A 21616-nucleotide genomic window follows, 5' to 3' on the forward strand; every position below is an offset into this window, starting at 1 on the left:
TTCTGCCTTTCTGATTGCTATGAGAAAGGCAGATTTTTGTTTATTGCGATATTTCGCAATAAACAAAACGTACTTCGCAATAATTTAAAATTTATGTCATTTTTTGAGTAAATATCATCATTCATGTATGATATAGAATGGAATTAAACTGAAGGAGTGGACAACTTGGAAGTAAACAATGAAATGATTTTAGTGTTAGATTTCGGTAGTCAATACAATCAATTGATTACACGTCGTATCCGTGAATTTGGAGTATATAGTGAACTGCATTCACATCGCTTAACAATCGATGAAATAAAAGAAATGAATCCAAAAGGAATCATATTATCTGGTGGACCTCACAGCGTATACGGTGAAAACAGTTTTCGTTGTGATGAGCGTATTTTTGATTTAGGTATTCCGATTTTAGGCATTTGCTACGGGATGCAGTTAATGACCCATCACTTCGATGGGGTTGTGGAACGTGCCAATCAGCGTGAATATGGAAAAGCAGACATTCATGTTAAAGAAGGAGCATTACTTTTTGAAGGAACGCCGGAAGAACAAGTTGTCTGGATGAGTCATAGCGACAAAATTATCGAAGCACCAAAAGATTTTGATATTGAAGCAACAAGCTCATCTACACCAGTTGCTGCGATGAGTAATAAAGACAAACAGTTATATGGTGTGCAATTCCACCCTGAAGTACGTAATACGGAGTATGGCAATGACGTATTAAAATCTTTTGTCTTCCAAGCATGTGACTGTACAGGCGATTGGACAATGGCAAACTTTATTGATATGGAAGTAGATAAAATTAGAGAGCAAGTCGGTAACCGTAATGTGTTATGTGCCTTAAGCGGTGGTGTCGATTCTTCTGTCGTAGCGGCTCTTATTCATAAAGCAATTGGTGATCAGTTAACATGTATTTTTGTTGATCATGGTCTGTTACGGAAAAATGAAGGAGATACCGTCATGAAGACCTTCCGTGATCAGTTCAAAATGAATATTATTAGAGTAGATGCACAAGAACGATTCTTGTCCAAGCTACAGGGTGTATCTGATCCTGAACAGAAGCGTAAAATCATCGGCAATGAATTTATTTATGTATTTGATGATGAAGCAGCAAAGCTGGAAAAGATGGATTTCTTAGCACAAGGAACGCTTTATACGGACATTGTGGAGAGTGGTACGGAAACAGCACAAACGATTAAATCTCACCACAATGTTGGCGGATTACCAGAAGATATGGAATTTCAATTGATTGAACCATTAAATACGTTGTTTAAAGATGAAGTACGTGCATTAGGTACAGAACTTGGAGTGCCGGATGATATTGTATGGCGTCAACCATTCCCAGGCCCTGGCCTCGGTATCCGTGTACTTGGTGAAATCACTCCAGAAAAAGTAGAGATTGTTCGTGAATCAGATGCGATCTTACGTGAGGAAATTAAAAAAGCCGGATTAGATCGTGATATTTGGCAGTACTTCACGGTATTACCGGACATCCGCAGTGTTGGTGTCATGGGCGATGCGCGTACGTATGATTACGCGATTGGTATCCGTGCCGTAACTTCTATTGATGGTATGACATCTGACTGGGCACGAATCCCATGGGATGTTTTGGAGAAAATATCTGTACGACTAGTTAATGAAGTGGACCACATCAACCGTGTGCTGTATGATGTAACTAGTAAGCCACCTGCGACGATTGAGTGGGAATAAAAGACATATCTCTTTTAAAAGTTAGAAAAAGTATACACTTGTTCAATCAAACAGGTGTATACTTTTTATTTGTTCCTAAAGTTACATAAAACGTAAGATTATATCTTCCAATTTATGTTAAAATGAAAGAAAAAACAAAGGTGTGAATACGATTGAGTCTAAAATTGATCGACGAACTTAATATCTCGGTAGACAGAAAATTACTCATTTTGTTAAACATATGGTCTGTTGTGCTTTTCTTGATGTTAACAGTCAGTGGGTTATTTATATCATCGGGAGGCTCCATCTCCATTACCTTTTCGGGCCTTTTCATTTTTTTTATTATATTAGTCATTACCTCTTGTTTGCATGAATGTATTCACGGCATCTTTTTTAAAATCTTTGCTCCTAGGACCAAGGTGCAATATGGATTTAAAAGCGGACTCCTCTATGCGGCTAATCCGGGGATGAGATACACGAAACAACAATTTACCATGATTACGATCATGCCCTTTGTTGTGATCACCTTCTTGATCTGTTTATCACTCATTTTTCCGATTCATCGTATGCCTATTTACATGCTGTTTGTAATACATACATCAGGTTGTGTTGGGGATTTCTATTATTGTTATAAGTTATGGCGAAACAACAACCGATCCATTTTGATAGAAGATACAGCGGAAGGTATAAAAATTTACGAGGAATTAAAAGCGAACGATACTATAGAAAAATAAATGAATATTCGGATTTAGTCTTGACTAAATGAAAACAGCCTAGTAATATAGTAATGTATCAATGCAACTTCATATAAATCATAATCATTCGTCGTATAATGTTGGGGATAGGGCCCAAGAGTTTCTACCAGAGCACCGTAAATGGCTCTGACTACGAGGAGGATGTAGGGTATAGATTTTAATTATCATGTAGACTACACCGAATTGTAAAAAAACACTCTTGGAATTTTCTAAGAGTGTTTTTTTATTTCGGTCAATGAATCAAAAGGAGGAAAGGTACAGTGAGAAAGTATTTTGAATTTGATCAATTGGGAACAAACTATCGTACGGAAACAGTAGCAGGTATTACAACCTTCTTAGCTATGGCCTATATTTTATTTGTTAACCCTGATATGTTAGCTACAGAAGGAACTGGAATGGATAGAGATGCTGTATTCGTTGCAACAGCTCTAGCAGCAGCAATTGGTACGTTAATTATGGGCGTTTTTGCAAAATATCCAATTGCACTCGCACCAGGAATGGGATTAAACGCATTTTTTACGTATACAGTTGTTTTAGGTCATGGAATTCCATGGGAAACAGCGTTAGCAGGTGTTTTTGTATCAGGTATTATCTTTATTATTCTGACACTTACAGGAATTCGTGAAAAAGTCATTAATGCGATTCCTCCTGTCTTAAAGATGGCAGTAGGTGCAGGTATTGGTTTGTTTATTGCATTTATTGGTTTTCAAAACTCTGGAATTATCATTGCAGATCCATCCACAATGGTTGCATTAGGTGACCTTACAACAGGTCCGACATTATTAGCTGTCTTTGGTGTTATTATTACTGTCATTTTACTTGCTTTGGGATTAAAAGGTGGCGTGTTTTATGGAATGATCATTACAGCAATTGTGGGGATGATCTTTAGCCAGGTGCCTACTCCTGATGGAATTGTTGCTCCTGTACCTAGTATGGCTCCGACATTTGGTGCTGCATTTGCTCATTTAGGGGAAGTATTTACTTTAGAAATGTTAGTGGTTATTTTAACGTTCTTATTCGTAGACTTTTTTGATACTGCAGGTACCTTAGTTGCAGTTGCTTCAAAAGCAGGTTTATTAAAGGATAATAAATTACCAAGAGCAGGGAAAGCACTATTTTCAGATTCAGCTGCTACTGTAGTAGGTGCTACATTAGGGACATCAACGACAACTTCTTATGTAGAATCTGCAACAGGTGTTGGTGCAGGCGGACGTTCAGGTTTCGCATCAGTCATAACTGCAGTATTGTTCATTTTAGCATTATTCTTTTCACCGTTATTAGGAGTGGTTACTTCTGCGGTGACAGCACCAGCATTAATTATTGTTGGGGTATTAATGGCATCATCCTTAAAAGACATTCCATGGGATGAATTTGATGTGGCTGTACCGGCGTTTTTAACAGTTGTAACCATGCCATTGACATACAGTATTGCAACTGGTATTGCGGTAGGCTTTATTTTCTACCCGATCACAATGGTAGCAAAAGGTAAAATAAAAGAAATCAACCCAGTCATGTGGTTCCTATTTGTTATCTTCGTTCTATATCTAGCATTCCTACACTAAAATATCCAAAGGCTTTGGCAAAACGCCAAAGCCTTTTAACATTCCCTGAAACAATTCACGTGTTATTCCGTATAGTAGTCCATACTCCTGGGTTCAGCTATTTAAAAATAGTTTTGATTATATAAAACTATTGTGATATAATTTTAGCAAAGTAAACAAATGAAAGAGGTTACATAAATATGCCGATCATCCAGTCAGTCGATAGAGCATTAAAAATCCTTGATTTATTCAATGAACAAAACAGTGAAATGAAAATCACTGAAATTAGTAGAAAATTAGATTTGAACAAAAGTACAACGCATTCATTGCTGAAAACATTAAAAGAACATAATTATATTAAACAGAATGCGGATAGTGGTAAATATAGCTTAGGCTTAAAACTACTGGAACGAGGCCAATTTATGTTGAATAGCATGGACATAAGAGAGATAGCCAGGAAATATCTGATTGATTTATCAGTCATAACTGGTCAAACCACGCACTTAGTTATACTTGAAGGTATGTATGGTGTCTACATTGATAAAGTTGAGGGTGCGTCAGCTATTGTTTATTCCCGAATAGGGAAACGCGTTCCCATCCATAGTAGTGCTGTGGGTAAATCTTTAATGGCATTTAAACAACAAGAAGAAATAGAAGAACGGTTACAGGATTATGAGTTCTTTTCACAAACGGATAAGACCATTACAGACAAACAAGTGTATGTAGATGAATTAACGAAAGTTAGAGCACAAGGTTATTCTGTTGATAATGAAGAAAATGAACCTGGTATTTATTGTATTGCAGTACCAATATTTGATCATACAAATCAAGTGATTGCGGCTATTAGTATTTCTACTACAAAACAAACGGTTACACCAAAATCAGAACAAGAAATCGTAAATACACTGAAAAGAACTTGTTCAGAAATTTCGAAAGCTTTAGGTAATAAAAAAATTTATCTGTAAAAAGATAAATTTTTTGTTAACTATATTAAAGAACAGAGTTTTATATTATAAAACAAAAGGAGGAGAAATACGTACCTTATAAATGATAGGAGGAAGATAAATGAGGATAATTCGATTTATGAAAAAATCAAATGTGGAGCAGTTAGCCGTAGTTACCAATGACCAAAGTATTTTTGAACTAACAGTAGATTCCTTTCAAGATGTAATACGTGAAGCTGAAAAGAATAATAAGAGTTGCGGTCAAATAATCGAAGAGGATATAAAGAATAAACAGCCCATCCCACAGAACTTATTAGAATTAGAGCTATTGGCGCCTGTTGTATCAGATGAAGTATGGGCAGCAGGAGTAACCTACTTAAAAAGTAAAGAAGCAAGAAATAGAGAAGCTAAAGTACAAACTAATTCTTTTTATGATAAAGTATACGATGCAGAGAGGCCTGAAATATTCTTGAAATCTACTGCAAGAAGATTAATAGGTCCTGATGTGCCTGTAGGAATTAGAACAGATTCCAATTGGCAAATACCAGAGCCGGAATTAGCATTAGTTGTTAAAGCCGATGGAGAAATTTTAGGCTATACAATAGGAAATGATATGAGTAGTCGTGATATTGAGGGAGAAAATCCACTTTATTTACCACAAGCCAAAATGTGGAAGCATTCTTGTTCCATTGGCCCGGCAATTTTGTTAGCGGATACAATTGATGACCCCTATAATTTAGAAATTGAATGTCGCATTCAGCGTGATGGTGCATTAGTGTCAAAAGGAAATGCAAATACGTCTATGTTGAAAAGAACTTATAACGAATTAGTTTCCTATTTAATTAAAGATAATGATATTTTAGATGGAACTACCTTACTTACAGGAACATGTATCATTCCAGATGACAGTTTTACTTTACAAGAGGGCGATGTTATCGAAATAGAAATTGAATCAATCGGTGTATTAAGAAACCCTGTTAAATTAGCTAGCAATATTTAAAGAAGGAGAGTTGTAAATGAGTGGAAATGCATTCTTGAATTATATTGGCGGAGAATGGAAAGCATCTGCATCAGGAGAAGTGTTGGAAAGTTCCAATCCAGCGAACAAAAATGAAGTGGTAGGCAGTGTGCAAAAGTCGACAAAAAGTGATTTAGATGAGGCCGTAGCACAAGCAAAAAGTGCACAAAAAGCTTGGCGGAAATTAGCTGGAGCAGAAAGAGGTAATTATCTATATCAAGCGGCAGCTATACTAGAAGAAAATCTGGAAGAGATTGCAACGACAATGACGAAGGAAATGGGGAAATCCCTACCCGAAGCAAAAGGGGAAACCACTCGCGGAATTCAAATCCTGAAATATTATGCTGGTGAAGGCATGCGATCTGATGGTGATGTGATACCATCTACAGATGCCGGTGCACTAATGTTCAGTAAACGAGTACCAATCGGTGTTGTCGGCGTTATTACACCGTGGAATTTTCCAGTAGCGATCCCGATTTGGAAAATGGCACCTGCTTTAATTTACGGTAATACCATTGTATTAAAGCCAGCAACAGAAGGAGCGGTGACGGCAGCCAAGGTAATCGAATGTTTTGAAAAGGCTGGTTTTCCAGCAGGGGTTGTTAATTATGTATCTGGAAGCGGTTCTGTTATTGGCCAAGGTTTGGCTGAGCATGCCGATGTCCATGCAGTCACCTTTACTGGTTCTAATAATGTAGGGAAAAGCATAGGGAAAATTGTCGCAGCACGCGGAGGTAAATATCAATTAGAAATGGGTGGAAAGAACCCGATCATCATAGCAGAAGATGCGGATATCGAAGCTGCAGTTGATGCAACGCTAAGTGGTGGTTTGAAATCTACTGGACAAAAATGTACCTGTAGCAGTCGTGTCATTGTACAATCCAGCATCTATGATCAGTTCAAAGAACGATTAATCGGGAAAGCAAAAGAAATTACAGTTGGAGATGGGATGGATGCTTCAACTTGGATGGGTCCATGTGCAAGTGAAGGGCAATTTAACACCGTGAAGCATTATATTGCGAAAGGGAAAGAAGAAGGTGCTACTTTAGTGTTGGGTGGAAATGAACTAACAGATGGAAAACTTAAAGATGGTTATTATATTGAACCAACGATTTTTGATGATGTAACAACCAATATGACGATTGCCCAAGAAGAAATATTTGGACCTGTATTATCGTTAATGAAAGTCGATACGATCGAAGACGCAATCGAATTAGCGAATGATGTGGAATTCGGTTTAAGTGCATCGATTTTCACGAAAAATATCGATCATATTTTATCCTTTATAGACGATATTGAGGCAGGACTGGTTCGTATCAATTCCGAAACAGCAGGTGTCGAGCTGCAAGCACCATTCGGAGGAATGAAAGCATCCAGCTCCTACTCGAGAGAACAAGGTCAAGCAGCGAAAGAATTCTTTACTACTATGAAGACAGTGTTCTTGAAAGGGTGAAAAGGACGTCTTCATATCGAACAGAAAAGATAAAAACCCGTTCATCTTATGAATGAACGGGTTTCTGCTTTCATGAAATGGATAGCCATCCGCTTAGAAGTCGAGTAGTGTGAAGATCCTGATAATAAGGCCCTGCCTATCGAGTAGGCTGAGCTGCTCTATTATCTTCCAACGCTTTCTCCCCAGCCTCCAACACTTCAATGATCCGGTCCACATCATATACACTACCTTTCCATGTCCCACCACTGACTTTCTGTAAAGCAGCCCAAAGACGTGTATCATCAGGTAAATGTTTAGATGGCTTAATGGCAGTATTAACTGGTCTGGATGCAAGAACGTGAGCACCTTCTTCAGGAGAAACCTCTTGTTCTGGCTTACCTAAAAAGTTAAGCGAACCTTCTAAATTTTTAGCATCGATTCTAACTTCTATAATATCTCCATCTTGAAGTTTTCCGATGGGACCTTCTGCTAAACCTTCTGGTCCGACATGCCCAATACATGCACCTGTGGATACTCCGGAAAAGCGGGCGTCGGTAATTAAGGTTACATATTTACCATAAGATAAGTGCTTTAAGGCAGAGGTAACCTGGTATGTTTCCTCCATGCCTGTACCTAGTGGACCACAGCCGGTAAGAACCATGATATCACCTTTTTTAATTTGTTTTGTTTTGATAGCTTCAATGGCACTTGCCTCACTGGTAAAAACTTTTGCTTCACTTTTGTGGTAATAAACTTGATTTTCGTCTAATCTTGCTGGATCAATAGATGTTGATTTAATAACTGCTCCTTCCGGTGCGATGTTACCGGTAGGAAAAGTAACGGTAGAGGTTAATCCGCGTTGTTCTGCCTTTTCCTTTGACATGATTACTTCGTCAGCATCAATCTGATCGGCTTCTTTAAGTTTTTGTTTCATTTTTTGACGACGTTCTGATTGTTCCCACCAATCCAAGTTTTCCTGAAGTGTGTGACCTGTAACTGTCATGACATGTTCGCGTAATAAACCTAAGTCGCGAAGGTGTAGCATTACTTCAGGAACTCCACCTGCCAGAAAAGCACGGATCGTTGGGTGTGGTGTTGGACCATTTGGTAATACGCTTACAAGGCGAGGTGTCTCTTTATTGATTCTATGCCAATCTTCAATGGAAGGTATCTTGCATTTTGCTGCATGCGCAATAGCAGGAATGTGTAATAATAGATTGGTAGATCCACCGAATGAAGCATGTACTACCATTGCATTATGAATCGCATCATCTGTTACGATATCTTTGGTTGAGATTGACTCTTCTTCCATTGCAATGATTGCTCTTGAGGACTGACGAGCCATTTCTTTCCATACTTTTTGTCCGGATGGTGCCAGCGCAGCATGAGGAACTGTCATGCCTAACGCTTCGGCAACTACTTGGGCAGTAGCAGCTGTACCGAGGAATTGACATCCTCCACCAGGAGTTGCGCATGCCATACATCCTAATTCAGCAGCTTCTTCTAATGATAATTCGTCATTGGAATACCTTGCGCCAATAGTTTGCACTTTTCCTGCATCTTCTCCATATAACGGTGGTAATGTTACCCCTCCCGGTATGACAACAGTAGGCAAATCCTGCATCGATGCTAAGGCGATGGTCATGGCGGGTAGCCCTTTATCACAGGTGCCTATACCAAGTACTGCATCTCGAGTTGGTAATGAACGTATCAAGCGACGATATACCGTAGCGGCATCGTTGCGATAAGGGAAGGAGTCGAACATTCCGGTAGTCCCTTGAGACCTTCCGTCACATGGATCACTGACATATGCAGCAAAAGGTATACCTGCATGTTGGCTGACTTCATTAGCAGCTTCTTTCATTAAAATGTCTACTTCCCAATGGCCGGTGTGATAACCTAATGCCAGTGGATGACCATCCTCATCTTTTAAACCACCTTGTGTACTTAACAATAATACCTGTTTACCATCTAACATGTTTGGGTTCCAGCCCATTCCCACATTTTGCGAAAGTCCAAATAAATTTCCACTTGGAGATTTTCGAAGCATATTGTCGGTTAAGGGTAATTTTCCGATTGGTCCCCTTGCGACGGTTTTAATATCATAAATATCTTCGAGTTGATGCATCAAATTGTCTATCTTAACCATAAAGAACATCTCTCCTTTTAAAGCGTTTACAACTATAGATATAAGTATAGAAGTTATGAGTAATAGTGTCAATAATATAAAAATTAGTTTTATAATATAAAACTATATTGGATTTAAGTGTTTATATTTCTTATTGACAATCAATTATCCGCTAGTTATAATAACAATAAATTGATAAATGTTTTATAATGACAAACTATGTTTTATAATTAAAGCATGAGGATGACTAAGTTTATTCATGGGATAAACTTAGTGTAATAAAAAATAGTGAATAAGGAGGGAGTATTGAGTAAGTTTTAGTTGTAAAATGTAAGCGTTGACAAAATATGAAAAGGGGTTGTATTTATGATCAACAAAAAATTATTCTGGATAATGTTAGTAGCATTCCTTCTGATTTTCGCTGCCTGTGGTCCATCTGATTCAACAGGTACGGCTGACACACTAGATGATACCACAGAAGATGCAGCTACAGAAACGGAAGATAGCGGTGAAGGTACTGAAACAGAAGAAGAAGGTACTGGTGAAGAGGTCACATTAACCTTGTGGCATATTGAAACAGGTCCGTCTGGAGAAGCTATTGAAGCAGCGGTACAACGCTTTGAGGAGAACAATCCAACTGTTACAGTTGAAGTTTCACAACAAGAAAATGACCCGTATAAATCTCAATTAAGTGTTGCCATGGGTGGAGGTAACCCACCAGATGTATTCCACTCGTGGGGTGGCGGTTGGTTGAAGCAATTTGTTGATTCTGATCAAGTAGTGGACATTACTGATTCGATTGATGCAAGCCTTTACAATGAAGCTGCCTTATCAGTTTCTACTTTCGGCGACCAGATTTACGGTGCGCCAGTAAGTATGGACGTAGTACCAGTTTTCTATAACAAAGCCATGTTTGAAGAATACGGCTTAGAAGAACCGGAAACATATGAGGACTTATTAGATATTGTTCAGACATTGACGGATAATGGTGTAACTCCTTTTGCACTGGCAAACCAAACGAAATGGACTGGATCTTTCTATTTAATGTATTTAGCAGAGCGAATTGGTGGACCGGAGTTATTTAATGAAGCATTTGAACGTTCAGGACGTACGTTTGATGACGAAGCTTATGTGGAAGCAGGAAGCAAAATTCAGGAATTAGTAGAAATGGGTGCATTTCCTGAAGGTGTCAATGGGATGAACTATGATACCGGTCAATCTCGTCAAATGCTTTATACAGAAAGTGCCGCAATGATGACGATGGGTGGATGGCTAGTAAACAATGTACGTGATGAGATGCCAGAGTTTGAAGAAAAATTAGGTTTTTTCTTGTTCCCTTCAGTTGAAGGAGGGGAGGGCGCGAAAAATCATGTAGTTGGTGGTGTATCCCCGGTATTTTCTGTTGCTAAGCAATCAGAACACCCGGAAATAGCAACTGAGTTAGTGAATGAACTAGCAAGTCTGGAGACCGCAACAGATATGTCTAATAATGCTGGCTCTATCTCAGCGGTAAATGGTGTGGAATATGAAGATCCATATATTCAAGAGATGAGCGAAGTACTCGAAAGCTCAGAAGCAATGCAAACATACTATGACCAAACGTTACCGCCAGAATTAGCACAGGTACACTTAGATACAACCCAAGCTTTGTTTGGATTGTCGATAACACCGGAAGAAGCAATGACTGAAGTAGAAACATCCGCACAAGAAGTATTAGAAGAATAATAGTCTTTTGAGAACTACATTAAGGAGGTATCTTTAATGTAGTTCTCTAATTACAACCAGGTGGTGATTGGTATGAGTAGGACACAAGAGATAAGTTTAGATACCGTTAGTGTTCGTAAAAAGAGGAAAAATAAAGATACTTGGACAATTATTGGCTTTATTGGCCCAGCTTTTATTATTTATGGTGTCTACGTTATTTATTCGATCTTTATGACATTCTATTACAGCATGTTTAACTGGACAGGTATCGACGCCAATATGGTTTTCTTAGGTTTGGAAAATTATGTCCGTTTATTTCAAGATGGTGTGTTTTGGACATCGATTCAGAACAACTTTCTGCTAGTTATTGCATCACTTTTAACGCAACTGCCAATTGGTTTAATTATGGCATTATTACTTTTCAGTCCGATAAAGGGGATGCGGTTATTTAGATCCGTATATTTTATGCCGTTCTTGATGTCAACCGTAGCCATCGGTATTCTCTTTATCTTCATTTATGAAGGAAATTACGGGCTACTAAATGCCATAATGGGTACAATCGGCTTAGAATCCTTGCAAACAGCATGGATTGGTAAAGAAAGTACTGCTATTTGGGCAGTTATTGCAACCGTTTGTTGGCAGTTTGCACCGTTTTATATGATCCTTTTCAGAGCAACCATTGTTGGTATACCAGAAGAATTATATGAAGCGGCTGATATTGATGGAGCAAGCGGATGGCAAAGATTTAAAAATATTACGTTACCATTATTAATGCCTATTATTATTACCTCTGCGATTTTATCTGTTATAGGTTCATTAAAATATTTCGATCTGATTTATGTCATGACCGGTGGTGGACCAAACAACTCGACGGAATTAATGGCAACCTATATGTATAAACAAACATTTACCAATTTTAATATGGGCTATGGCAGTAGTATTTCCTTCTCGATGTTTATCATTGCCTTTGTTGTAACGGTCTTTATTTTATTAGGTGACAAATCAAGAAGGGGGAATGAATAATGATGAGAGTGATCAAAGGTATTCCATTATATCTATTAGCGATCGCAATTTTGATTGTGACTGGTCTTCCTTTTTTGATCATGCTTTTAACATCATTTAAAGGTCAAATGGAGTTCATGACCTCACCATGGTCTATTCCAGAGAGTTTTTCGTTGGATAATTACCTGCTTTTAGTGGAACTTGAGTTCTTTGGGTATTTTTTAAACAGCTTATTTGTATCGGTTGTGGCCGTAGCAATTGTTATTATTATTTCTGCGATGGCCAGTTATCCATTAGCAAGGTTGAAATTCCGTTTGAACCGGCCGATTTTCATCTTGTTTATGGTCGGGATGATGATTCCGATTCATACGACACTTGTTCCGATTTTTATCTTAACAAACAAAATTGGCTTATACGATTCTTTATTTGGTCTGATTGGTCCCTATATCGCATTCGCATTACCGATATCCGTTGTCATTTTCACGCAGTTTATGCGAGATATACCTAAGGAATTGGAAGAATCAGCTAAAATTGACGGTTGTAGTCACTTAAGACTGTTCTGGAACATTATTTTCCCTTTACTGACACCAGCCGTAGCCACAGTTGCTATTTACAATTTCATTCATATTTGGAATGAATTTATCTTTGCTTTAGTACTAACTAATTCTAGTCAAAATGCTACTCTACCGATTGGTTTGCGAGAATTTTATGGTGAATTTTCGGTTAATATTCCTGGGATTATGGCAGCCCTTACACTTGGAAGTTTACCACTTTTATTGGTATACTTTATAGCACAGGAGAAAATAGTAACAGGACTTGCTGCAGGTTCTGTGAAAGGTTAAGGAGGTAAATATGAAAACGATAACAAACCCAGTATTACCAGGATATCATCCTGATCCTTCGATTGTACGGGTGGGAGAGGACTACTATATCGCCGTTTCCACTTTTGAATGGTTTCCAGGTGTGCAAATCTATCATTCTAAAGATCTTGTAAATTGGGAGCTGACAGGCTATCCGTTAACGAGATCTTCCCAATTAAATATGGTGGGAGATGTGAACTCAGGAGGGGTTTGGGCGCCATGCCTAACTTATTCCGAAGGTGTGTTTTATCTGATCTACACAGATGTGAAAAGCAGACAAGGTGCATTTAAAGATACCCATAATTATTTAGTAACAGCTGACAATATTGAAGGACCATGGTCAGAGCCTGTTTATCTGAACAGTAGCGGTTTTGATCCTTCCCTTTTTCATGATGAGGATGGCAGGAAATGGCTTGTCAATATGATTTGGGACCATCGTAAAGGAACCAATTCTTTCGCAGGCATTGCTTTACAGGAATATTCACCTGCTGAGCAAAAATTAGTTGGTCCAATTAAGAATATTTTCAAAGGAACAGAACTAGGAAAAACAGAGGCGCCGCATTTATATAAACGAAACGGCTACTATTATTTATTAACTGCTGAAGGTGGGACCTGGTATACTCATGCAGCAACAGTAGCACGATCCAAATCGATTGATGGTCCATATGAAGTCGATCCAACCAATCCGATACTTACCTCTGATAAATCGAAAGAAGATCAGCTCCAAAAAGCAGGACATGGTTGTTTTGTAGAAACGCAAAATGGTGAATGGTATATTGCCCATTTATGTGGACGTCCAATTATAGAAGACAAATGTATATTGGGGAGAGAAACAGCTATTCAGAAATGCTATTGGACAGACGATGATTGGATCAGAGTAATAGATGGACCAAATCCGAGTATGACAGTTGAAGCTCCTAATTTGCCAGAATTCACAGCTGAAATTCTGCCAGACTATGATGATTTTAATCATCCTAATCTACTAAAATATTGGAATTCGCTGAGACGAACCTTTGATGGGGACTGGTTTTCCTTAACAGACAGACCTGGTTATTTGCGTTTATATGGAGAAGAATCAGTAAGTTCGTTCCATCGACAAAGTATGTTGATGAGAAGATTGGAACATTTCCATGTAGAAGTGGAGACAAAAATAGATTTCAATCCGGAGCACTTTCAACAAATGGCCGGCTTGATGATTTACTATGATACCAACGATCATGTCTATTTACGTGTAACGGATCATGAAGAACATGGTAAATGTTTAGGTATTATGGAAACCAAATATGGTCAATACGATGAGTTGCTGCAACAAGACGTGGCCTTACCAGAAAATACCGAGATATACTTGAAAGCCGTGATTAATCGTCATCTTTTACAATTCTTTTACGCCACAGAAGAAGGAAAATGGCAAACAATTGGAGAACAAATAGATATAGGGCATCTATCGGATGATGACGCAGAATATATTCGCTTTACCGGAACTTTTGTTGGTATGGCAGCACAAGATTTAAGTGGCCAGCATAAACATGCTGACTTCGATCATTTTCACTATAAAGTGTACCTTCCATAGTGGGGGTTTTTGACCCCACTGATGGTTAGCGAAACTTATCAGGAAGTTAGCGTCCGTTATCTCCACGTAGTTTCTTTGAAATGCCCATTTGAAGTGGGGAGGTTTCGGACGGTTAGCGCCGTGATCAAATAACAGATAACAATCAATAATGGAGGGATAGTCGTGAAGAAAGCATTAATTTTCCAAGGTGGTTGGCAGGGCCATGAACCAGAAGAAGTAGCAGATATTTTAGGGGGAATTCTCAAGGAAGAAGGGTTTGACGTTACAATAACGGATACCTTAACGACATTGCAAGAAGATGATTTAACACAATATGATTTGATTGTTCCCAATTGGACACAAGGAACGATCGAGAAAGAACAACTGCAGCCATTGTTAGAAGCAGTAGCCCAAGGTACAGGGATAGCCGGTTTACATGGTGGTATGGGTGACTCATTCCGTTGGGAGGTCGATTATCAATTTATGGTCGGCGGGCAGTGGGTAGCACATCCGGGTAATGACGGTGTATCTTATAATGTACATATTGTAGATCCGGATCATCCGTTAACAGAAGGTATGGAGGATTTTACTGTTGTATCTGAACAGTATTATATGCATGTTGACCCTGCTGTGAAAGTCCATGTGACAACACGTTTTCCTGTTGCAGAGGGGCCATATCAGACGAATGGTGAAGTAGATATGCCAGTTGTTTGGACGAAAAAATGGGGAGAAGGAAAAGTGTATTATTGTGGTTTAGGGCACGTAGCAGAAATTGTCCGCATGCCAGAAGTGATGAAATTAATGAGAAAAGGAATGACCTGGGCAAGCAGGTAATGGGGGGAGTCAACATGAAAATAGGAATTATAGGTTGTGGGAATATTAGTCGTATTTATTTACAGAACGCAGCAAGATTTGGCAATTATGACATCGTGGCAGTAGCAGATATCGTTAAAGCACGGGCAGAAGAACGTGCAGAGGAATTCAACATTCCTAAGGCATACACAACAGAGGAGTTGTTAGCTGACCCAGAAATTGGATTGGTGATTAATTTAACGATTCCGGCTGTTCATGCGGAAATAGCAATTCAGGCATTGGAGAATGGTAAGCATGTATATGGTGAAAAACCGTTAGCGGTCAGTCGTGAAGATGGCAAGCGGATGCTGAAGGTGGCAGAAGAAAAAGGGTTATATATTGGGAATGCACCGGATACTTTTTTAGGTGCAGGTATCCAGACATCAAGAAAATTAATTGATGACGGTTGGATCGGGAAACCAGTCTCTGCTACGGCGTTCATGATGAATCCAGGACATGAAAGCTGGCATCCGGACGCTACCTTTTATTATCAAGAAGGTGGAGGTCCGATGTTTGATATGGGACCATACTATTTAACAGCACTTATCAATTTGATGGGCCCGGTCTCCCGTATTACCGGATCAGCTCAGACGACATATAAGGAAAGAACGATCACAAGTGAACCGAATTACGGTAAAAAAATCCAAGTAGAAGTTCCGACACAAATTAACGGTGTACTAGATTTTGAATCCGGTGCAGTTGCTTCTATTATCACAAGCTTTGATACATGGCATCACCAGTTACCTAAAATCGAAATTTATGGAACGGAGGGAACTATTTCCGTGCCAGATCCGAATACATTCGGAGGACCTGTCTATGTAAGAAGAAAAGAGCACAAAGAATGGTCGGAAATACCTCTGACACATGGGTTTAGTGACAATAGTCGTGGCTTAGGTGTAGCAGAAATGATTGATGCCATCGAGAATAAGCGAACAGCAAGAACAGACGGACAGTTGGCATTCCATGTACTGGATATTATGCATGGAGTCCATGAAGCATCGCGTGACAGTAAACATTATGTGTTAGCAAGCAGTTGTAAGCAGCCTGAACCATTACCACTTGGCATGGATGAAACATTCTTTCAACCAATAGAGAAGCATATAAATAAAGTATAAAAAACACAAACTGCGAAATAAGAGTGCCTTAGAAGTGCTTAAGTTCTGAATTTTGATGGGTGCATGCCCGACGCTGCCGGAGCGAATGATAGCACTTATCTCAAATCAGAATGGAAGGAAGCTACACCAAGAAGAATTTTAACAACTTCTCAGTTTGTATCTATTTATAATTTGAATAGAGTAGGAACGGGCTTTTGTCCAGTTAAAAAAATTTATTTAATGAGGTGAATAGAATGAAGTTAGGTGTATTTGCTGTTTTATTTGGTGATAAGTCGTTAGAAGAAGCACTTGATCAAGTGAAAGATGCAGGATTGGAAGCTGTTGAAATTGGTGCAGGAGGTTATCCAGGGAATGCGCACTGTAACCCAGAGGAGCTTTTAGCGGAAGAAGCAAAATTACAGGCCTTTCAACAAGCTTTTACCGAAAGAAACATCGAGATTAGTGCACTTAGCTGTCATGGAAATCCATTACATCCCAATCAGAATATTTCCAGTCAGCATCATAAGCAATTTGAAGAGACAGTGTTATTAGCGGAAAAAATCGGTGTTGATACAGTTGTTACGTTCTCTGGTTGTCCAGGAGAGTCAGAGTATTCCAAATACCCTGTTTGGGTGACAGCTGCTTGGCCAGACGATCATCCGGAGGTTTTAGAATGGCAGTGGCAAGAAAAAGTAATTCCTTATTGGAAAAAGCAAAATGATTTTGCGAAAGAACATAATGTTCGCATTGCAATCGAACCACATCCGGGATTTGTTGTATTTAACAATGAAACCGCTTTGAAGCTTCGGAATGCATGTGGGAAAAATATCGGTGTCAACTTTGATCCAAGTCATTTATACTGGCAGCAAATGGACCCTGTCGTAAGTATCAAAGAGCTTGGCGAGCATGAGGCACTATTCCATTTCCATGCTAAAGACACAGCAATTGATCCGCAAAACACGGCAGCAAATGGTGTGTTAGACACCAAGCCATATAGTGATGAGTTAAATCGTTCCTGGATTTTCCGTACAGTAGGCTATGGCCATGGTGAAGAAGAATGGAAGAGAATTATCAGTGCTCTGCAGCTGATTGGTTATCAAGGTGCAGTAAGTATTGAACATGAAGACAGTTTAATGTCGGTTGAAGAAGGTTTCCAGAAAGCAGTAGCGGTACTGCAAAATGCTTTGATTAAAGAAAAGGTTGGTGAAATGTGGTGGGCGTAAACCAAAAAGTGAGAATTGGCATGATTGGTTATCAATTTATGGGAAAAGCACATAGCCATGCCTATCGTGATCTTTCTTTTTACTTTGATAATCCACTCAAACCAGAATTAAAGGTGATTGCTGGCCGAAATGAAGAAGCGGTGAAAGAAGCTCAGGAGAAAATGGGCTGGGAAAGTTATGAATTGGATTGGAAAAAGGTAATCGCAAGAGACGATATAGATGTGATCGACATTGTAACTCCGAACCATACCCATGCTGAAATTGCGATTGCTGCAGCAAAAGCAGGAAAACACATTATTACCGAAAAACCATTAGCATTAACAGTAGAAGAAGCAAAGGAAATGCTTCAAGCGGTTGAAGAAAATGGCGTGAAACATATGATTTGCCATAACTATCGCTTTGCACCTGCAGTTCAATATGCAAAAAAATTAATTGAAGATGGAAAAATAGGGCGTGTCTATCATTATCGTGCGAACTATTTACAAGATTTTATTATGGATCCGAATTTCCCGCTTGTATGGAGGTTGAAAAAAGAAGTATCCGGTTCAGGTGCTTTAGGAGATATTGGTGCTCACAGTATTGACCTTGCCCGCTTTTTAATTGGCGAATTTGCGGAAGTAAGCGGCACAATGGAAACGTTTATTAAACAACGTCCAGTTGGTGAGATGACTGGCGGTCTTAATGCTAAAGGAAATGCGAGTGAAATGGGTGAAGTAACCGTTGATGATGCTGTAGCCTTTATTGCTCGTTTTGAAAATGGTGCTCTAGGTACATTTGAGGCAACCCGTTTTGCTGGAGGAAACCGCAACAAAAACAAATTTGAAATTAACGGTGAAAAAGGCTCGATCCGTTGGGACATGGAAAACATGAACAATTTAGAGGTCTACTTTGCCGATGATGAAGAAGGGGTGCAAGGCTTCCGACTGATTAATTGTACCGAGGAAGTCCATCCGTATGCTGGTGCATATTGGCCACCGGGGCACATTATCGGATATGAACACACGTTTATCCATTTAATTGATGAATTTTTCCGTGGTATCGCAGAAGATTACCAACCAGCTCCAAACTTTGATGACGGTGTGAAAAACCAAATCGTCTTAGAAGCGGTAGAGGAATCATCAGAAACGAAATCATGGGTACCGATCGATTAATGTTAAAGAAGCAGGAGAGACAAATGTGTTTCTCCTGTTTTTGACATGGATACAGTAATATCTACTTTGGGTCAATCCTCAAATTCCTCAATGTCAATAGCTTGCTTTTTCTTTTTATCGTTTACTAAGCGGTGAAGATGAATCGTCATCAATCCTTGTCTTAAAGCAGCCGTAATGCGGTCTTGTCGTACTGGAAAGGGTAAGTCAATTTTTCTGGAGAATTCTCCATGCAAAATCTCCTGTTTTATTAATTTCCCCGACTGTTTTACAGGGAATAGGGTTCCCTTTAATTCTAATACATCATAGTCAACAAATACCTTCACTTGTTTACGATCTTTTATTCCGGGCAAATTAACATAAACAATTATTTCATTGTCCAATTCGTACATATTAACGGCTGGAATTGGCGGTTTAATTATATGTTCAAAGTCATCCCAGAAGTTGCCACCGAAGAATTGATCTAAGTTATTTTTCCAATCATGCATATCTTGAAATGGATCCAAAACTATCTCTCCCTTTTCTCTTTTTGCTGTGGTAAAATGGTTTCGCTATGATATAAGATATGACTTTTAAAAATCGTTGTGCATAAGCGGAGGTGCATTAAAAATGCTTGAAAATGCGTTTATGATGATTATTATTATCATGACTATAAATATCGTCTATGTATCTTTATCTACATTAAGAGTAATTCTAACGTTAAAAGGTAGAAGATATATTGCAGGAACAATCGGTACGTTTGAAATTGTTATTTATACACTCGGTCTTGGTCTCGTGCTAGATAACTTAGGAGAGATCCAGAACTTGGTTGCTTATGGATTAGGTTATGGACTTGGAGTTGTCATTGGCTCGAAGATTGAAGAAAAATTAGCATTAGGCTATATCACTGTGAATGTGATTTCTTCTGATCCGGATATTACCTTTACGAAGCAATTAAGGGACAAAGGTTACGGAGTGACAAGTTGGTATGCGTACGGTATGGAGGGGGACCGGTTGTCGATGCAAATTCTGTCCCCGAGAAAATATGAAATACATTTATACGAAACAATTAAATCTATTGACCCAAAAGCCTTTATTATTGCCTATGAACCAAAACAGATTCATGGAGGGTTCTGGGTAAAACAAGTGAAGAAAGGGAGGATTCGCAAAAGTGTCCAAAAAGCAGAAGAACAGCAGCAACAAGAAGCAAACCAAGAAGAAGTTCGAAGTGATGGAGAATGAAACGATTGATGATTGCTTAGCAAGAATTAAACAGGAAGGGTATCAGCCAACAAGGCGTGTGGAAGAACCAGTTTTCATAGAAGAAAATGGGCAACCTGTACTCAACGGCAGAAAAATTGTATTTGATGCAAAATTAGTAAAACACGAACATTAAGAGACTCTGATATTTGTCTAACGTTCGTATGATTCTGTACTTTTTTTACTTTCTTATGATAATAATCAATCTCTTGTGAATAATAATTTTGAATGTATTCATCTATTTAAAGGAGGATGATTATGAATCGTATTAGATGGGGGATAGCTGGTGTTTTTCTTTTAGTAGCAATAACGGCTTTGAGTTACACAGGTATTCTTACTTCTGCAGACGCAAATTCAGTAAGTGCAGTTGAAACGAGAACGTTCAATGAGCATTACAAGCAAGAGGATGCACCGGTGTTTTTTAATAAGAAAGGTGAAAAGGAAGAAGATGTTGAAACGAAATTAAAGGAGCAAGCAAATCAAATTATTGAATTATTAGCAGACCAAAATTTTGAAGAGCTTGCAACTTATGTACATGAGGAGAAAGGGCTCTTGTATTCTCCATATGTTAATGTGAGTGAGAGTGATCTCGTATTTGACCCAAGTGAAGTAGCTGCATTTAAGGAAGATACGGAAGAGTATGTCTGGGGGGTGGAAGATGGAAGTGGATTTCCAATTGAGCTAACCCCAGTCGAATACCATGAAGAGTATGTCTATCAAGCTGATTACCTTAATCCGGATGAGATAACGTTTGATAAAACTGATAGTCGAGGAAACATGATCAACAATATTAAAGAATTCTTTCCAGAATCACATCATGTAGAATTTTATAAAGAGGGTCAAGAAGAATTAGACTGGAGCAGTTTGAATGTAGTTTTTGAATCAAACGAACAAGGGGAATGGAAACTTGTTGCATTGGTGAATGATCAATGGACGATATAAAAAAACTGGAGCTTGCATGGCCAAATTGGTCTGCAAGCTCCAGTTTATTAGTTTCTAATTTCTTTGTTTTTTATTGATGAGGGACAAACTTGACACTGTCGCCTATCTAGATATGTTAAACATGTCAATTCGCCAAAAACCGAACGTTGATATAAACTCTTATTTTAATGTTCGATTTTTTGTTGACAGGATTCGAGTCCTCTTGTTATCATAACAGTGTAGTAAAAAAATCTAACATAATAACTGCCTCATATAATTTGAGAATATGGCTCAAAAGTATCTACCCATCGCCGTAAATGATGGACTATGAGGGAAGATGACCGATGATTTTATCGAGAAAAATCATCAGGATAGTTATGGAAATCACCACCTATTCATCTTCTCTCCTGATAGAGAAGATGAATAGGTTTTTTGTATCATTTTATTATTAATTAACTACCTTGAACACCCGCAGTAGATAACAACTGCGAAGTTGTGAAAATTTGCCTTGGTGTAGCTTCCT

At 38.7% G+C, this 21616-nt stretch carries 19 protein-coding genes and 2 riboswitches; of the genes, 17 read left to right on the forward strand and 2 right to left on the reverse strand.

The window, feature by feature from the left end; translation table 11 throughout:
- The first annotated feature begins 183 nt into the window (after positions 1-183).
- From guaA to gucD, 6 genes are all read left to right on the forward strand, one after another.
- Positions 184-1704 carry a glutamine-hydrolyzing GMP synthase gene (guaA, locus tag GI584_RS03840; RefSeq protein ID WP_153792901.1) on the forward strand — a complete coding sequence of 507 codons (1521 nt, stop codon included), beginning with the start codon at positions 184-186 and terminating at the stop codon, positions 1702-1704.
- Positions 1705-1856: 152 nt separating this feature from the next.
- Complete coding sequence (locus tag GI584_RS03845) at positions 1857-2417, forward strand: DUF3267 domain-containing protein (protein WP_100361951.1); 561 nt, start codon at positions 1857-1859, stop codon at positions 2415-2417.
- A gap of 71 nt (positions 2418-2488) precedes the next feature.
- A riboswitch (purine riboswitch) is annotated at positions 2489-2591 on the forward strand.
- Between the two features lie 107 nt (positions 2592-2698).
- The gene (locus tag GI584_RS03850; RefSeq protein WP_153790301.1) at positions 2699-4000 is read left to right on the forward strand and encodes an NCS2 family permease; all 1302 of its coding nucleotides are present in this window, start codon (positions 2699-2701) and stop codon (positions 3998-4000) included.
- 179 nt (positions 4001-4179) lie between these two features.
- Positions 4180-4944 carry an IclR family transcriptional regulator gene (locus GI584_RS03855; RefSeq protein WP_153790302.1) on the forward strand — a complete coding sequence of 255 codons (765 nt, stop codon included), beginning with the start codon at positions 4180-4182 and terminating at the stop codon, positions 4942-4944.
- A gap of 100 nt (positions 4945-5044) precedes the next feature.
- On the forward strand, positions 5045-5923 hold the full coding sequence (locus GI584_RS03860; protein ID WP_153790303.1) for a fumarylacetoacetate hydrolase family protein: 879 nt from the start codon (positions 5045-5047) through the stop codon (positions 5921-5923).
- A 16-nt stretch (positions 5924-5939) separates the two neighbouring features.
- On the forward strand, positions 5940-7394 hold the full coding sequence (gene gucD / locus GI584_RS03865) for an alpha-ketoglutaric semialdehyde dehydrogenase GucD (protein WP_153790304.1): 1455 nt from the start codon (positions 5940-5942) through the stop codon (positions 7392-7394).
- A 136-nt stretch (positions 7395-7530) separates the two neighbouring features.
- Here the strand turns inward: gucD and GI584_RS03870 are convergent, their stop codons facing one another.
- Positions 7531-9522: a YjhG/YagF family D-xylonate dehydratase gene (locus tag GI584_RS03870; protein ID WP_153790305.1), complete on the reverse strand. Its 1992-nt coding sequence runs from the start codon at positions 9520-9522 to the stop codon at positions 7531-7533.
- Positions 9523-9867: 345 nt separating this feature from the next.
- On the opposite strand from GI584_RS03870, the gene GI584_RS03875 reads away from it, so the two are divergent.
- From GI584_RS03875 to GI584_RS03910, 8 genes are all read left to right on the forward strand, one after another.
- Positions 9868-11226: an extracellular solute-binding protein gene (locus tag GI584_RS03875; RefSeq protein ID WP_153790306.1), complete on the forward strand. Its 1359-nt coding sequence runs from the start codon at positions 9868-9870 to the stop codon at positions 11224-11226.
- A gap of 72 nt (positions 11227-11298) precedes the next feature.
- Positions 11299-12228 carry a carbohydrate ABC transporter permease gene (locus tag GI584_RS03880; RefSeq protein ID WP_153790307.1) on the forward strand — a complete coding sequence of 310 codons (930 nt, stop codon included), beginning with the start codon at positions 11299-11301 and terminating at the stop codon, positions 12226-12228.
- The gene (locus tag GI584_RS03885; protein ID WP_153790308.1) at positions 12228-13049 is read left to right on the forward strand and encodes a carbohydrate ABC transporter permease; all 822 of its coding nucleotides are present in this window, start codon (positions 12228-12230) and stop codon (positions 13047-13049) included. The genes GI584_RS03880 and GI584_RS03885 overlap by 1 nt, the downstream gene beginning before the upstream one ends.
- A 10-nt stretch (positions 13050-13059) precedes the next feature.
- On the forward strand, positions 13060-14637 hold the full coding sequence (locus GI584_RS03890; RefSeq protein WP_153790309.1) for a glycoside hydrolase family 43 protein: 1578 nt from the start codon (positions 13060-13062) through the stop codon (positions 14635-14637).
- Positions 14638-14799: 162 nt separating this feature from the next.
- Positions 14800-15450, forward strand: coding sequence for a ThuA domain-containing protein (locus GI584_RS03895; RefSeq protein WP_153790310.1), 651 nt, complete (start codon positions 14800-14802; stop codon positions 15448-15450).
- A 14-nt stretch (positions 15451-15464) separates the two neighbouring features.
- Entirely contained in the window at positions 15465-16583 is a 1119-nt protein-coding gene (locus GI584_RS03900; protein ID WP_153790311.1) for a Gfo/Idh/MocA family protein, read from the forward strand.
- Between the two features lie 233 nt (positions 16584-16816).
- Positions 16817-17785 carry a sugar phosphate isomerase/epimerase family protein gene (locus GI584_RS03905; RefSeq protein ID WP_153790312.1) on the forward strand — a complete coding sequence of 323 codons (969 nt, stop codon included), beginning with the start codon at positions 16817-16819 and terminating at the stop codon, positions 17783-17785.
- Positions 17776-18936, forward strand: a complete 1161-nt coding sequence (locus tag GI584_RS03910; RefSeq protein ID WP_153792902.1) for a Gfo/Idh/MocA family protein — start codon at positions 17776-17778, stop codon at positions 18934-18936. The genes GI584_RS03905 and GI584_RS03910 overlap by 10 nt, the downstream gene beginning before the upstream one ends.
- Before the next feature lie 71 nt (positions 18937-19007).
- On the opposite strand, the gene GI584_RS03915 is transcribed toward GI584_RS03910, so the two are convergent.
- Entirely contained in the window at positions 19008-19439 is a 432-nt protein-coding gene (locus GI584_RS03915) for an Hsp20/alpha crystallin family protein (protein WP_153790313.1), read from the reverse strand.
- Positions 19440-19542: 103 nt separating this feature from the next.
- On the opposite strand from GI584_RS03915, the gene GI584_RS03920 reads away from it, so the two are divergent.
- The 3 genes from GI584_RS03920 (at position 19543) to GI584_RS03930 (ending at position 21114) form a co-directional block, all read left to right on the forward strand.
- The gene (locus tag GI584_RS03920; RefSeq protein ID WP_153790314.1) at positions 19543-20154 is read left to right on the forward strand and encodes a DUF2179 domain-containing protein; all 612 of its coding nucleotides are present in this window, start codon (positions 19543-19545) and stop codon (positions 20152-20154) included.
- The gene (locus GI584_RS03925) at positions 20144-20308 is read left to right on the forward strand and encodes an NETI motif-containing protein (protein WP_153790315.1); all 165 of its coding nucleotides are present in this window, start codon (positions 20144-20146) and stop codon (positions 20306-20308) included. The genes GI584_RS03920 and GI584_RS03925 overlap by 11 nt, the downstream gene beginning before the upstream one ends.
- Positions 20309-20430: 122 nt before the next feature.
- Positions 20431-21114, forward strand: coding sequence for a hypothetical protein (locus GI584_RS03930; protein ID WP_153790316.1), 684 nt, complete (start codon positions 20431-20433; stop codon positions 21112-21114).
- A gap of 228 nt (positions 21115-21342) precedes the next feature.
- Positions 21343-21441, forward strand: a riboswitch (purine riboswitch).
- Positions 21442-21616: the final 175 nt, after the last annotated feature.

Origin of the sequence: Gracilibacillus salitolerans (assembly GCF_009650095.1) — a bacterium.
Taxonomy (GTDB): Bacteria; Bacillota; Bacilli; order Bacillales; family Amphibacillaceae; genus Gracilibacillus; species Gracilibacillus salitolerans.